Source organism: Bartonella sp. HY761, assembly GCF_026743145.1.
Classification (GTDB): Bacteria; Pseudomonadota; Alphaproteobacteria; order Rhizobiales; family Rhizobiaceae; genus HY038.
In genome coordinates this window covers 1,520,646-1,534,709 of record NZ_CP104887.1, presented here as the reverse complement: position 1 = coordinate 1,534,709, position 14,064 = coordinate 1,520,646, and the positions used below count along the sequence as shown (strand labels likewise).

Genomic DNA, 14,064 nt, shown 5'->3' with positions numbered 1-14,064 from the left:
CATCCTATAGCTTCATAAAAAGAAAAATTAATCATAGAAAAATGAAATAATCGGAATGAAATATCCCTTTAATCTTGAATTTTTAAATATTTAAATTAATTAATATTTTGATTTTAAATGATAAATTTGAAGGCCGTTAATTTTTTAGGGTTTACCTAGTTGTAAAACAATTAAATATTGGTTAGCTAGGGAGTAAATTATTAATATTTAATTAACTATAATAGTAAAAAATATATTATTAGAATCTATTGCTGCGTGCCGCGGCCAAAAGTGATTTGGAAATAATGGCAGAAAAACAAAAAAATAATCCCGATAGTTGGGCTAAGCCTAGTGTGGCAAGTGAAAATAAAAATGGTGCTACAACAATAGCATTAAGTGGTCATTGGACTACGCATACTATCTACTTAGTAGATAATGACATGCGTATGCTTGAAAAACTGGGTAATCAAAGGGTTGTTCTTTCGCTTAGCAATATTGATGGGCTTGATACAGGTGGGGCGTGGTTAATCGAGCGTCTCGCCTACCGCCTCCATAATAATCAATGCGAAGTTTCTATTGAAGGCTCAAAGCCCGGGTGGGAATCCTTGCTGAAATCTGTTGGCGCAGCCGTTCCATCGCAAGATGAAATTAAAAAGCCGAAAAAAGACAATGCACTTATTTTGACGGTGGGTGGTTTGGGTCGCGTAATGATGAGCGGCTTTAATGATTTTGTTATGGCAATGAATATCTTAGGTTCCACTTTGATTGGGCCTCAAGGTAAGCGAGCCGATGGGCGGAGCAGTATAAACTTTACCGCCATTGTTGCGCAAGTTCAGAAAATGGGTGTTGGCGCAATTCCGATTATATCGCTTATGTCATTTATAGTTGGAGCAATTATTGCTCAGCAAGGTGCTTTCCAATTGCGGAATTTTGGCGCCGAACCCTATGCTGTCGATCTTGTTGGCATACTTGTGTTTCGCGAATTAGCCGTATTAATGACAGCAATCATGATAGCGGGTCGTTCTGGTAGTGCTATTACTGCGGAGCTTGGCTCTATGAAAATGCAAGAGGAGATAGATGCGCTAAAGGTTATGGGGTTCAATCCTGTTAGTGTTCTAGTTTTCCCCCGCTTGGTTGCGTTGGTTTTTGCTCTACCATTATTAACAATTATAGCTGATTTAGCTGCTTTATTGGGTGCAGCATGTGTCTTGTTGGCCTATTCGGGTATACCTTTTGGCGCCTTTATGGATCGTCTTTCAGAATCAGTAACCGTAAGTACTTTATTTGTTGGTCTTATCAAAGCCCCATTTATGGCAATGGTTATCGGCATTATTGCTTCGGTTGAAGGCATGAAGGTTGAAGGTAGCTCTGAATCTCTTGGTGCCCGAGTGACATCATCAGTTGTTAAAGCTATTTTTGTGGTGATTGTGTTGGATGGTTTCTTTGCAATTTTTTATGCAGCGATCAATTTTTAAAAGAATTAGATTATGAATGATAAAGAAATGAATATATCTAATCAAAAAGAACTAGTTGCAAATCCAGCATCGAATGATGCAATTATTTCCGTGCGCGATGTCACAGTGCGCTTTGGAACTAAAACTGTTCTTGATGGCTTAGACCTTGATATTCAACGTGGTGAAATTTTAGGTTTTATTGGTCCTTCTGGTGCTGGTAAATCCGTATTAATGCGCACTATTCTTGGGCTTAATTCAAAAGAATCAGGGCAAATCAATATTTTAGGAAAAAATATTGATGCGATAAGCGATAGAGAAAAAACGCAAATTGATATGCGCATGGGTGTATTATTCCAACACGGGGCATTGTTTTCGGCCCTTACTGTATTGGAAAATATTCGTATTCCCATGCAGCAATATTTACGCATGCCGCCAAAACTTATGAATGAATTGGCGCGCATGAAAATTGAGCTTGTGGGCTTGGAGGCCGATGCTGCCGATAAATATCCATCGGAATTATCAGGTGGTATGATTAAACGTGCCGCTCTTGCACGTTCATTGGCTCTTGACCCACATATTGTATTTCTTGATGAGCCGACCTCGGGTCTTGATCCGATTGGTGCGGCTGATTTTGATGAACTTATTGCTGATTTACGTGATACAATGGGGCTTACTGTTTATATGGTAACCCATGATCTTGACAGTCTTTACTCCATTTGTGATCGCGTGGCGGTTTTAGGTGGTAAAAAGGTTGCAGCAGAAGGAACAATTGAAGATATGCTTGAAAGTGATGTACCTTGGATTAAATCATATTTCCATGGCAAACGTTCACGTAGCATAAGTACCGATTCATCCCGGCGCCGTAAAGGGGCAAAGACAGAGGCAAATAGTTAAAATGGAAACCAAAGCAAGTTATGTATTGGTTGGTAGCTTCACGCTTGGCACACTAGCAGCAGCGTTTGCAATCATTCTATATTTTGGACATTTTCTTGATAATCGCAACTTGGCACCGCTTGATATACGTATCCCCGGGTCGGTTACTGGTCTAAGCGCAAGCAGTCAAGTATTGTTTAATGGTATTAAAGTTGGCACAGTGCGTCAGCTGGTTTTTGATGACACTAATCCAAATGTGGTAATAGCAAAGACTGAAGTTAACAGGACTATACGAATTACTCGCTCAACCCAAGCAACACTTGGCTTTCAAGGCCTAACAGGTCTTGCATTTATCGAGCTAAAAGGTGGTAGCCTAAATGAAAGTAATTTAGTTGAGGAAGCACAAAAGGAAGGTGCCGTTGCGCGAATCGATGCTGATCCTTCAACTCTTAATAATCTACTTGCAACAGCTCAAGATATTTTTGCGCGTGCTAATGAAGCTTTGACCCAACTTGAAGGTTTTATCAAAGATGCACGTGGCCCTCTCACACAAACTGCAAAGAATGCAGAACTGTTTAGTAATACATTGGTCGATAACCGTGATGACATTGATAAAATCATGACCGATACACGTGAAATGATGGCACGTCTTAGTAATGCCTCGCAAAAAACAGATGCAATTATGGCAAAGCTAGATAATATGCTGTCACCAGACAATAAAAATTCGGTTGTTGTTCAGGCACAAGAAACGCTAGCTTCTATTAAACAGACGTCTGATACGTTAAATGCTCACATCAAACCGATTGCTAATAATGTTGAGCGTTTTTCAGGGCAGGGGCTTCGAAATATCGAAGCACTGGTTAATGATAGCCGTATTTCAGTTCAACGTATTGAACGTGCATTGACCGACCTTGAGAAAAATCCGCAGCAAATCTTATTCGGTAGTGGTAGTAGCGTACCACAATATGATGGGCGCAACCGCCGATGAGTTTTAGATCGCGCATATTTAATTTTATAAAAATAAATTTAGCTTATGCGCGATTAGTTGCCTTAGTATCAATTTTAACGCTACCCGCATGCACCTTTGAAACAAATAAAGATACATCAAATATTATCGCCCAAGTCGTTTCATGTGGCGATGGGCTAATAAAAGCTTTTCAATTGTTAACTGAAGGCGAACCGCAATTTCATGCTTTTGATATTCGTTTTCCTGCGACGCACATAGGAATAAATGGCGGTGCAGCTGTTTATCTTAATCATAAACGTATCGCGACGTTAAAGAAGTTTTTATAAAAAATGAAAAGACAGTCACCGTTGTTCGAGCCGCTATAAATTCAAAATATCATATTTCTCGTTCAACAATAGCGCATTTAAGCTTTCAGGGACTAATTGGTATGTGTCAGATTGAATTAAGCAATAATGATAAGAGTGATGAAGATTTTTTGAAGGCTGATTCAAAGCAAGGATTAATAGCCAGAATAGTTGTAGATAAGAATTTTGAGAATCCTTGTAAGTGACTTAGGTTTTAATTTTTTAAATTTTGATTAAGTTGTGTTAAAAATAATATTTGAAAATTATTAAAACTTATCAATCAGATTTTGATAAAACTTACCTGACGCAATAGGAAAGGACACTTCGGTGAACTGGATGTATAAATTAAAAGGAAATATTATGAAGAAGCCTATTGGTTTAGGTATTTTGCTTGCAACTATTGGTTTAGCAGGATGTTCAACTGTTACTGTTAAACAAACCTTTGATCTTTCGACTGCAAATTTGGCAGTTGTTAATCAATCCAGTGCTGTAAAGCGTAAGCCGGTTCAGATTCTCATTGCCAATCCATCTGCATTAAAAGCCCTTGATGGTCAAGATATCATGGTGCAAAGCAATGGTGCGTCAATTTCTTATTTGAAAGATTCACAATGGGCAGACAGGTTGCCAAATCTTGTGCAAGCTCGTCTTGTTCAAGCTTTTGAAGATACCAGAAGGCTTGCTGGGGTAGGTCGTCCTGGGGATGGTCTTGCTATTAATTATCAAATTATCAGCGATATTCGCGTATTCGGTATTAATTCTGCCCAAAGTCCGGAAAAGGCCGATGTCGAGATCGCTGTTAAGATACTTGATGATCGCACTGGTAATGTCCGTGCGACCCAAATATTTAAAGCTCAAAGCCCTGTACATGGCACTGGCAATGATGCTTATGCACAAGCTTTAGAGACTGCTTTTTCTGAAGCAACTTCGCAAATCGTTAATTGGACGCTAACCAAGATTTAATGCATATAGTTGAGCATTTTGGAATGAAAATGCTCAATTTTCATAGTGCTATTGATTTCTTTTGAAAAATTGATAATTGATAGATCAAATTTTTGATTGATGTTCGATAAGGATATTTGAAATGGCTGGCTTTGATCCACTCGTGTTTTCTGGTGTGCAACCAACAGGAAACTTGCAACTAGGTAATTATCTTGGGGCAATCAAGCGTTGGGTAGAATTACAACAAAGCTATAATTGTGTGTATTGCGTTGTTGATATGCATGCCTTGACCATTAATCCAGATCCAACTGAACTTATTAAAAATACCCGTGAAGTTGCAGCGGCTTTTATTGCTTCGGGAATTGATCCTAAAAAGCATATTATTTTCAATCAAAGTCGTGTTTACCAACATGCCGAACTTGCTTGGGTTTTTAATTGTGTTGCGCGTATGGGTTGGATGAGCCGTATGACACAGTTTAAAGATAAGGCAGGTAAGGATCGTGAAAACGCATCGCTTGGCCTATTTGCTTATCCAAGTCTGATGGCTGCAGATATTCTTGTTTACCGCGCAACTCATGTACCTGTTGGTGAAGACCAAAAACAGCATTTAGAACTTACCCGTGATATTGCGCAAAAATTTAACAATGATTATTCGGCACGTATTGGCGAGCTCAATGTAGGTGTTGATATGCAAGTTGGTGATAAAAGCGTTAATGGGTTTTTTCCAATGGCAGAACCGCTTATTGGTGAAACGTCCATGCGTATTATGTCATTACGCGATGGCACTAAAAAAATGTCAAAATCGGATCCATCTGATATGTCACGTATTAACCTCATTGATACAGCTGATGACATTGCAAAAAAAATCCGTAAGGCAAAAACTGATACGGAACCTTTGCCAGAGTTGGTTGATGGTTTAAAAGACCGTCCAGAGGCTAATAATCTTGTCGGTATTTATGCAGCGCTTGCTGGCATAGAAAAGCAAGATGTTTTAGCGCAGTTTTCTGGCAAGCAGTTTTCAGAATTTAAACCGCAACTTGCTGATTTGGCTGTTAGCCAATTGGAACCAATTGCCACCAATTTACGTCGCCTTAATAATGAACCTGCCTATATTGATGCGGTTTTGAAAAAGGGTGGGGAACGCGCCAGTGAAATTGCTGAAAAGACAATGAAATCTGTACGCGACATTGTTGGCTTCTTACAGAACTAATGGTTTCATTATTAAATAAAAAATCTCAATAATATAATGTTTATTGAGGTTTTTTGCTCGTGCAAAAATTATTGCAGACTGTTGATTAACAATTTGGCTCACATTTTTCTATAACCTTTTTAAACTAGCTGTTTGTTATGTGGGAAGTATAATTTCAACTGAAATACCTCTGGTATATTGATTAAAAAGATGCTTTTCATAAATGTTCGTGTTGAAAATGAAAACGTTAACATTTTTGGGGAGGTAGCAATGCAATCAAATAATAAGCCCATCGGTATTGTCGTTATGGGACCATCGGGTGTTGGAAAAACAACAACCGCACAATTATTGGTCAATAAAACCCATTGGCAATTTGCAGAAGCTGATGAATTCCATCCGAAAACCAATAAAGATAAAATGGCGGCTGGGATACCGCTTAATGATGAAGATCGGAAACCATGGCTTGAGCTGCTGTGCAATTTTATTGATAAAAATGCGCAGAATGGTAAAAATACCATTATTACCTGTTCTGCTTTAAAGCGTATTTATCGTGATATATTGCGGCAAACACAACATGCCAATATATTTTTCGCAGAGCTTTATGGCCCTGAAACTTTGGTTGCAGAACGAATTTCGCACCGTCAACATGACTATATGCCTGCATCCTTGCTCGATTCACAATATGCAATATTAGAATCTTTGCAAGATGATGAGTCGGGCGAACGTTTTTCTATATCTGGCAGCCCTGAAGAAATTACGGATGAAATCTTGAAAGCTATAGATCATGATGGGGGCGATGATCAATGTTAAAAGATTTTGTGCAAACCCTTGGTGCACCAGAATTGTTGCTCATTACAGCGATTGCCATTTTGGTTCTTTTGGTTCTCATCATAAAATTAAAAATTCATGCTTTCCTTGCCTTAATTATTGTTAGTATCGCAACTGCGTTTGCTACGCAAATTCCCTCAAATCGAATTGTTGAGGTATTAACGTCAAGCTTTGGCGCAACTGTAGGCGGCGTAGCTCTATTGGTTGGTCTTGGTGCAATGTTGGGGCGCATGGTTGAAGGTTCTGGCGGTGCGCATGCATTGGCTGAATCACTCATTAGCCGCTTTGGCGAACAAAGGGCTCCGCTTGCCCTTGGAGTTGCATCGCTTTTATTCGGGTTTCCTATATTTTTTGACGCAGGCCTCATTGTCATGCTGCCTATTGTCTTTAGCGTTGCAAAGCGCCTGGGCGGTGGAATCTTGCGCTATGCAATTCCTGCCGCAGGTGCATTTTCGGTAATGCATGTCTTTGTGCCACCTCATCCTGGACCAGTAGCTGCAGCTTCATTTCTTCATGCCGATATTGGCATTTTAACTATTATAGGTATTATTATCGCTATTCCGACATGGTATGTGACATCTTATTTATTTGGGCTTTTTGTTGGCAAACGCTATGTTTTTCCGGTGCCTGATTTATTGTCGGGTGGCAAAGAAATAGAATATAAAAATCCACCAAGCGCTGCAACTATTGTTGTTGTTTTGCTCATTCCCCTCGTGATTATATTCATGAATACGGGGTTAACTACCTTAAAATCAGCTGGGGTTATTGAAGGCACGGGTTATTGGTTTGGCGTTTTAACCACTATTGGGTCAACACCTGTCGCACTGCTTATTGCTGTTTTATTTGCATCTTACAAGCTTGGATATTTACGCGGTTTAAGCGGTGTTGATATTGAAAAAATGCTTGGTTCTGCCCTTGGGCCTGTTTGCGGTGTCATTCTCATTACTGGGGCAGGCGGCATGTTTGGTGGTGTTTTGCGAGCAAGTGGTATTGGCGACGCCCTTGCAGGCTCTTTATCATCTATTGGGTTACCTGTTTTTGTTGCCGGCTTTGTTGTGGCAGCAATTTTGCGTATTGCTCAAGGGTCGGCAACGGTTGCACTTACGACAGCTGCTAGTTTAATTGAAACAGCGGTGCTTAACTCTGGCTATAATAGTTTTCAAATCATTGCGACGGTAATTGCTGTTGCAGCAGGTTCGGTTGTTTGTAGCCATGTTAATGATTCGGGTTTTTGGCTGGTTAGTCGTTTTCTTGAAATCGATGAAAAGACAACATTTAAAACTTGGACGGTTATGGAAACAACTATTGGCATTATGGCATTTTTGCTTGCTGGTATGTTATTTTTAGTTGCTAGCATTTTTTAATTTTTAATCATAATAAATTTTGTAATAAGCTTCTTTTAGCGCAGATATGCCTCAACAAAACTAAGGGCTTAAAAATATTTGCGCTATAAGATTCTTTTGAAAAACCAATTTTGCTAAAATTATCACATAAAGTTTAACGGCTTAAATAATTCACCCTTTTGACTTTTATAATGATTTGAAAAGACTTATCATGAAACCAATATGAAGCTTATGTAACGCGCCGATATGTCAATTCGATATAGTATTAAGAGTGGCAGTGTGCATTAAAAGTTTAGCTTTAATTTGAACTTTTCAATTGTTCAAGTTTGGTAATTATCGAATAAAAGGGGATGGAAATGACCAATTATGTTCTTGACGGACACAAACCTAATATTATTGAAAAAAAAACTAGTTTCATTGCAAAAAGTGCAGATTTGATAGGCAATATCATTATTCACGATTCTGCAAGTGTTTGGTTTGGTGCCGTTTTGCGTGGTGATAATGAACCTATTATTTTAGGCGATGGATCAAATGTGCAAGATGGTGTTATTATCCATACCGACAAAGGAATTCCGGTTACTATCGGGCGTAATTGCACTATTGGTCACCGCGCGATCATTCATGGCTGTATAATTGGTGATAATACTCTAATTGGTATGGGTGCAATCATCATGAATAATGTAAAAATCGGAGAAAATTCGATTGTTGGAGCAGGTGCATTGGTCACCGAAGGTCAAGTGTTTCCAGCAAATTCGCTTATACTTGGTGCTCCGGCTAAGTTGAAACGCGCCCTAACTGAAGATGAAATTGCAAAAAATACAGCTTCAGCCCAATTATATCAGCAAAATTCAAAACGTTTTATTCGTGGTTTGGAAGAGCAACAAGAAACTGGTTTATAAATTTAAAACACAACTATTTTGCCCTTATATGTTTTAATCACTTAACGTTATTAGTTCTTGAAAAAAAATATGAAATAAAAGCGGTTGAATTTCATTACACATTTTTTGTACTTACTCTTTTCCGCAATGAGGTGATTTGTGGCGCGGTTTTTGCCTGATAAATTTTTGACCATATTAATTGCAACAATTATTTTTGCCAGTTTTATGCCTGTAAGTGGGCAAGGGCAAGAATGGTTTTCACTGGCCACAAAGTGTGCTGTTGCTCTGTTATTTTTTTTGCATGGTGCTCGTTTGTCGAGTGAGGCAGTTGTTGCTGGCATAACCCATTGGCGCCTGCATTTAATGGTATTTTTATCGACATTTGTACTTTTTCCTATTCTTGGTCTTATGGCAGGTTGGCTTATCCCTTCATTAAAGCAATCTATTTTTTATGCAGGCATTCTATATTTATGTGTGCTGCCTTCAACTGTACAATCGTCTATTGCTTTTACTTCTATTGCTGGCGGCAATGTACCTGCTGCTATTGTTTCGGCTTCAGCTTCAAATATCTTGGGCATGTTTGTTACTCCTTTTTTGGTTGGGCTTTTACTTCAAGCGCATTCTGGAACAGGTATTTCATTTGACGCCTTTTTAAGCATTATCTTACAGCTTTTATTGCCTTTTGTTGCAGGTCAAATATGCCGGCGCTTTATAGGGAGTTTTTTAAATAGTCATAAAACTTTAACGTCTATCGTTGATCGAGGTTCGATTGTTATGGTTGTTTATTTAGCTTTTTCCGAGGCTGTTACCCAAAAATTGTGGTCAAATACGTCGTGGCACGATCTTATGGTAATGGTTGGATTTGATATTATTTTATTGTTTTTAGTATTGATGATTACATGGTGGGGAGCTAAATTATTCAAATTCGATGAACCCGACTGTATAACAATCATGTTTTGCGGATCAAAAAAGAGCTTGGCAAGTGGTGCCCCTATGGCAAATGCTATATTCTCAAGCTATAGCCACATAAATATCGGTGCTGTTGTGTTGCCTTTGATGCTATTTCATCAAATTCAGCTTATGGCTTGTACTATAATCGCGCGGCATTTGTCGCAACGGAAAGAATTAATAGATGATTGACGAAGACGCCCTTGAAGAAGCTTATAATCGTGGTTTAAGTTTAGAAAAATCGGGTGATTTTGATGGTGCAGCCATTGCATATCGCCACGCTTTAGAGCTTGATCCTGATGATCATGCTGGTGCATCTGTGCGCCTTGCTGCCATGGGCAAGGGTGAAGTGCCACAAAATGCTCCAAAAGCCTATGTTGCAACATTATTTGATCAGCATGCCGATGTGTTTGATATGATTCTGGTCGATCAATTACAATATGATGTGCCATTGCAATTACGTGAGCGTTTGATTGAAGTGTTGGATGGCGATTTCATGTTTGAGCATATGCTTGATCTTGGTTGCGGAACGGGCTTATCTGCAGATGCCCTTGATGATATGGCTAAAGAAAAGACAGGTATTGATATTTCTGAAAATATGGTTGCTATTGCCTATGAAAAAGGTGACTATGATAAATTATTTGTGGGCGATGCAGTAGGTTTTTTAAGTCAAGCAGGCGAACAAAAATGGGACTTAATTGTAGCAACCGATGTTCTACCTTATATGGGGCAACTTGATGATTTTTTCAAAAATGTTGCAGAGCATTTAGAAGATGATGGCATTTTTGGCTTTTCAAGTGAGACATCTGATAATGCAACTTTTTCTGGCCGGCCTTTTATGGTTGGGCCTTTTCAACGTTTTGCTCATAGCGAAGATTATATCAAAAAAACTTTGAATAGTAATGGTCTAGCCGTTATTGACTGTCAAAATATTGTAGTGCGTCTTGAACAACAAAATCCCGTTGCGGGCCAACTTATTCTAGCGCAAAAAAGCAGTTAATTTAATTCAATCCGACTATATGCATTGAGTATTATGTCAATATTCAATGCATATAGGATAATGGAATAGATCCAATGATAAAACGCTAGTTTATTATCAAATAGTATCTTACAATATTTATCATATTAGTTTATTGCCCATTTATTAGTACTTTAATTGACAATAGGAACTCTTGTAATGTCTCATGTTGAGCAGCTTGGTTGGTGGGCAAAAAATAAGGGGTGGTTTTTGCCACTATCAATTATTCTTGGCTGTATAGGTGGTTTTGTTTTAGTAATTTGCGTTGTTATCTATTTTGTTGTAGGTGCAGTGAAAAAATCTGAGCCTTATATGCTAGGCGTACAAACCGCACAAAAAAATAGCGAGATTATTGCTTTAATAGGAGAGCCTATTGAGCCGGGTTTTTTTGTAGGTGGTAATATGCCTACTCCAAATGAACAGGGAATGATTGATATGTCCATTCCACTTTCAGGACCGAAGGGTAGTGGAGTTGTTTTGATTGTAGGAGCCAAGCAAGGAACTGAATGGAATTATAGTAGAATGTTATTTCGCAGCAATGAAACTACAACCGTCGTTGATTTACGGTATTGATAATTAACGAAATAAGCTTGTATCATTGCTTTGATTTTTATAATGCCATAACAAGTTAATTTAAAATCAATTATCCAGATGCTAAAAATTCCATATTTTTCTATATATTGGTTTATTATAAATCCACAAATTTAATGAGTAAAAATGAATTATCGCCATATTTATCATGCTGGAAATTTTGCTGATGTTTTCAAGCATATTATCGTTACTCGCATTATTGAATATTTAAAAAAGAAAGATCAAGCTTTTCGTGTCCTTGATACCCATGCTGGTATTGGTCTTTATAAGCTTAGTGATGATCGCGCACAAAAAACAGGCGAATGGCGCGATGGTATAGGTAGGATTATTAATAAGGATATAGATCCTGATATCAAATCCTTATTGAAACCATGGCTAGATATTATTGCAGAATTAAATAATCAGCAAAGTACCCTTCAAAAATATCCTGGCTCACCTATACTTATACGTAAGCTTTTGCGGCAAAAAGACCGCTTGACTGCGATAGAGTTGCATCCCGATGATTATAGAATTTTAAAATCACATTTTGATGGTGATTTTCAAACGAAGATCATAAATCTTAATGGTTGGCTAGCACTTGGATCGCAATTGCCACCAAAAGAAAAACGTGGTTTAGTATTAGTGGATCCTCCGTTTGAATTAGAAGGTGAATTTGAACGATTAGTGGATGGGTTAGTAAGGGCTAATAAGCGTTTTTCACATGGTATCTATGCTTTTTGGTATCCAGTTAAAAATTTCAATAGTGTAAATAAATTTTGTAACCAGCTATATGAAACAGGCATTCCCAAAATATTGCGTTTAGAATTGCATATTCGCAAGCAATCATCCATTGCTAGTTTGGATGGTACCGGAATGATTATAGTCAATCCTCCATATACATTAGAAAACGAAATAAAATTGCTTGGTCCGTTTTTAGTTGATTCATTAGGATGTGGTCCGGGTGCTCACTTGGTTTGTCGTTGGATTAGACAAGAAGATAGCCCAAAATAGATTTAAGTCTGATGTATTTTAGCTTTGCCTAAGCCATCAACGATCCGTGTTGTTGTGGAAAATGTAGAATGCTGGCTTTATATAAAACTTTAGCTAATGATAATTAAACGCTGTTGTAGAGCAATGGCGTTTAATTTAAAAAAATTGTAATATTGGTATTAGGAAAGCCACACCAAACTTACAATTTTAAAAAATTCATTATCACATTAGCTGCAATTTCTCCTGAAGGCTGCTCTGTTTTCATAATATTATAAATTTTTTTAAAGCCAAGTAATTGAGCGTTTTGTGCAGGGCCATCATGCATGTGTCTTTCGACCTGCCTTGCTAGCATTCCTACCTTTATGTATTCATTGAAATATTCAGGAACAATAGGTTCATCAGCGATAATATTAGGTAATGCGGCTGACCATATTGTAATTTTCGGTAGTACAACCATTTTAGAAAACCAATCGGCGCGGTAAGCTAAAACGGTGGGGATATTACATAAAGCAAGCTCTAATGAAACAGTACCTGATGCAGCAAGGGCAACATCACTTTGTTTAAATGCTTGCCATTTTTCAACATCTCCAACAACAATATCGGGTTTGACAGCCCATTCAGATACTAATTGTCTCACTTCTTTTTCAATTTTCGGCAGAGTTGGCAATATAAAACGAATATTATCCGCCCGTTGCGATAGTTCATTTACTGCTCTACCAAAGTCTGGCATTAGTGCACGAACCTCTGAACGACGTGATCCAGGTAGAATAATAACGTGTTTTTTTCCATCCGTTACCCTAGTTTGACGGAACTGTCGCACATCGTTGATAGAAGCGGATGAGAGTAACCGGTGACCAACATAGGTTGAAGGTGGGCCATCAAGCATTTCCATTACTTTTGGTTCAAAAGGCAAAATAACTAGGACGTGATCAATATAACTGCGCATTTCCTTAGCGCGCTGCGGACGCCATGCCCAAACAGATGGGGCTATATATTTGATAATTGGAATTGAAGGATTTAAAGCGCGTACGCGTTTAGCAACACGATGAGTAAAATCTGGACTATCAATAATGATTAAACAGTCAGGATTTTGGTCTGCTAAAAACTGAGCTAACTTCTTAATGTGCGAATACAGTTTCGGCAATTGCTTTAAAACTGCAGTAATTCCCATAAGTGCAATATCTTCAGGGTCAAATAAGCTTTTTAAACCAAATTTTTCAAGGTGTTGCCCACCCACACCGATGAGTTCAATTTGTCCACTTATCTTTTTTTTCAAAACCTCGATTAGATCCGCGCCAAGTAAATCACCAGATTCTTCACCTGCAACAATGGCAATCTTTATTTTTTTTGTCATCAAGCGAAAATTACCTTAAAAAACTAGAATAAAATATATGGAACAATCCTCCAAATAAGGAGGATGATTATAATTTTTATCCTTGGATATATATGATGTAAAACTTAGCACTTTTAAAGTTATATTGAAAATTTATCGACCAGAACCATTACCAAAAGGACGAATACCGGTTGTTGTATTTTTAACAGCGTTATCTTGGCTATTGGGTTCATTAGTAAAGGTGCGCCATTGACGCTGACCATTATCGCCAAGATACCAATAGCCGGTGGTTTCATTTGCTTCATTATTGGCTAATAAGGCTGATGATGAGTTACTACTGCAACCGCTTAGCATTATAAAAGCACTGCCAATAGCTAAAAGAACGGGTAATTTCATAAAACTTCCTCTCTT

The 14,064-nt window shown here is 38.2% G+C and carries 15 protein-coding genes; 13 read left to right on the top strand and 2 right to left on the bottom strand.

Annotation, left to right across the window (positions count from 1 at the left end; translation table 11 throughout):
- Positions 1-284 precede the first annotated feature (284 nt).
- From N6A79_RS06570 to N6A79_RS06510, 13 genes are all read left to right on the top strand, one after another.
- A complete protein-coding gene (locus N6A79_RS06570) occupies positions 285-1,454 on the top strand; it encodes an MlaE family ABC transporter permease (protein WP_262080413.1) in 1,170 nt (389 codons plus the stop codon).
- A gap of 27 nt (positions 1,455-1,481) precedes the next feature.
- Positions 1,482-2,327 (top strand): ABC transporter ATP-binding protein, encoded by an 846-nt coding sequence (locus tag N6A79_RS06565; RefSeq protein WP_268547554.1) that lies wholly within the window; start codon positions 1,482-1,484, stop codon positions 2,325-2,327.
- Position 2,328: 1 nt separating this feature from the next.
- Positions 2,329-3,294, top strand: a complete 966-nt coding sequence (locus tag N6A79_RS06560; protein ID WP_182419409.1) for an MlaD family protein — start codon at positions 2,329-2,331, stop codon at positions 3,292-3,294.
- On the top strand, positions 3,291-3,599 hold the full coding sequence (locus N6A79_RS06555) for a hypothetical protein (protein WP_268547441.1): 309 nt from the start codon (positions 3,291-3,293) through the stop codon (positions 3,597-3,599). Before N6A79_RS06560 ends, N6A79_RS06555 begins: the two co-directional genes overlap by 4 nt.
- 378 nt (positions 3,600-3,977) lie before the next feature.
- Positions 3,978-4,577, top strand: coding sequence for an ABC-type transport auxiliary lipoprotein family protein (locus N6A79_RS06550; RefSeq protein WP_268547440.1), 600 nt, complete (start codon positions 3,978-3,980; stop codon positions 4,575-4,577).
- Positions 4,578-4,698: 121 nt separating this feature from the next.
- Positions 4,699-5,766, top strand: a complete 1,068-nt coding sequence (trpS, locus tag N6A79_RS06545; RefSeq protein ID WP_268547439.1) for a tryptophan--tRNA ligase — start codon at positions 4,699-4,701, stop codon at positions 5,764-5,766.
- Between the two features lie 249 nt (positions 5,767-6,015).
- A complete protein-coding gene (locus tag N6A79_RS06540) occupies positions 6,016-6,555 on the top strand; it encodes a gluconokinase (protein WP_268547438.1) in 540 nt (179 codons plus the stop codon).
- Entirely contained in the window at positions 6,549-7,937 is a 1,389-nt protein-coding gene (locus N6A79_RS06535) for a GntP family permease (protein ID WP_268547437.1), read from the top strand. Before N6A79_RS06540 ends, N6A79_RS06535 begins: the two co-directional genes overlap by 7 nt.
- A gap of 335 nt (positions 7,938-8,272) precedes the next feature.
- The gene (locus N6A79_RS06530) at positions 8,273-8,815 is read left to right on the top strand and encodes a gamma carbonic anhydrase family protein (RefSeq protein WP_268547436.1); all 543 of its coding nucleotides are present in this window, start codon (positions 8,273-8,275) and stop codon (positions 8,813-8,815) included.
- 138 nt (positions 8,816-8,953) lie between these two features.
- A complete protein-coding gene (locus N6A79_RS06525; RefSeq protein ID WP_182419403.1) occupies positions 8,954-9,934 on the top strand; it encodes a bile acid:sodium symporter family protein in 981 nt (326 codons plus the stop codon).
- Complete coding sequence (locus tag N6A79_RS06520) at positions 9,927-10,742, top strand: methyltransferase (RefSeq protein ID WP_262080401.1); 816 nt, start codon at positions 9,927-9,929, stop codon at positions 10,740-10,742. The genes N6A79_RS06525 and N6A79_RS06520 overlap by 8 nt, the downstream gene beginning before the upstream one ends.
- Before the next feature lie 177 nt (positions 10,743-10,919).
- Positions 10,920-11,333 carry a cytochrome c oxidase assembly factor Coa1 family protein gene (locus tag N6A79_RS06515; RefSeq protein ID WP_268547435.1) on the top strand — a complete coding sequence of 138 codons (414 nt, stop codon included), beginning with the start codon at positions 10,920-10,922 and terminating at the stop codon, positions 11,331-11,333.
- Between the two features lie 144 nt (positions 11,334-11,477).
- Positions 11,478-12,341, top strand: coding sequence for a 23S rRNA (adenine(2030)-N(6))-methyltransferase RlmJ (locus N6A79_RS06510; protein WP_268547434.1), 864 nt, complete (start codon positions 11,478-11,480; stop codon positions 12,339-12,341).
- 178 nt (positions 12,342-12,519) lie between these two features.
- On the opposite strand, the gene lpxB is transcribed toward N6A79_RS06510, so the two are convergent.
- Both lpxB and N6A79_RS06500 read right to left on the bottom strand, forming a co-directional pair.
- Positions 12,520-13,674 (bottom strand): lipid-A-disaccharide synthase, encoded by a 1,155-nt coding sequence (gene lpxB / locus N6A79_RS06505; RefSeq protein WP_262080397.1) that lies wholly within the window; start codon positions 13,672-13,674, stop codon positions 12,520-12,522.
- Between the two features lie 132 nt (positions 13,675-13,806).
- Entirely contained in the window at positions 13,807-14,049 is a 243-nt protein-coding gene (locus N6A79_RS06500; RefSeq protein WP_268547433.1) for a hypothetical protein, read from the bottom strand.
- Positions 14,050-14,064: the final 15 nt, after the last annotated feature.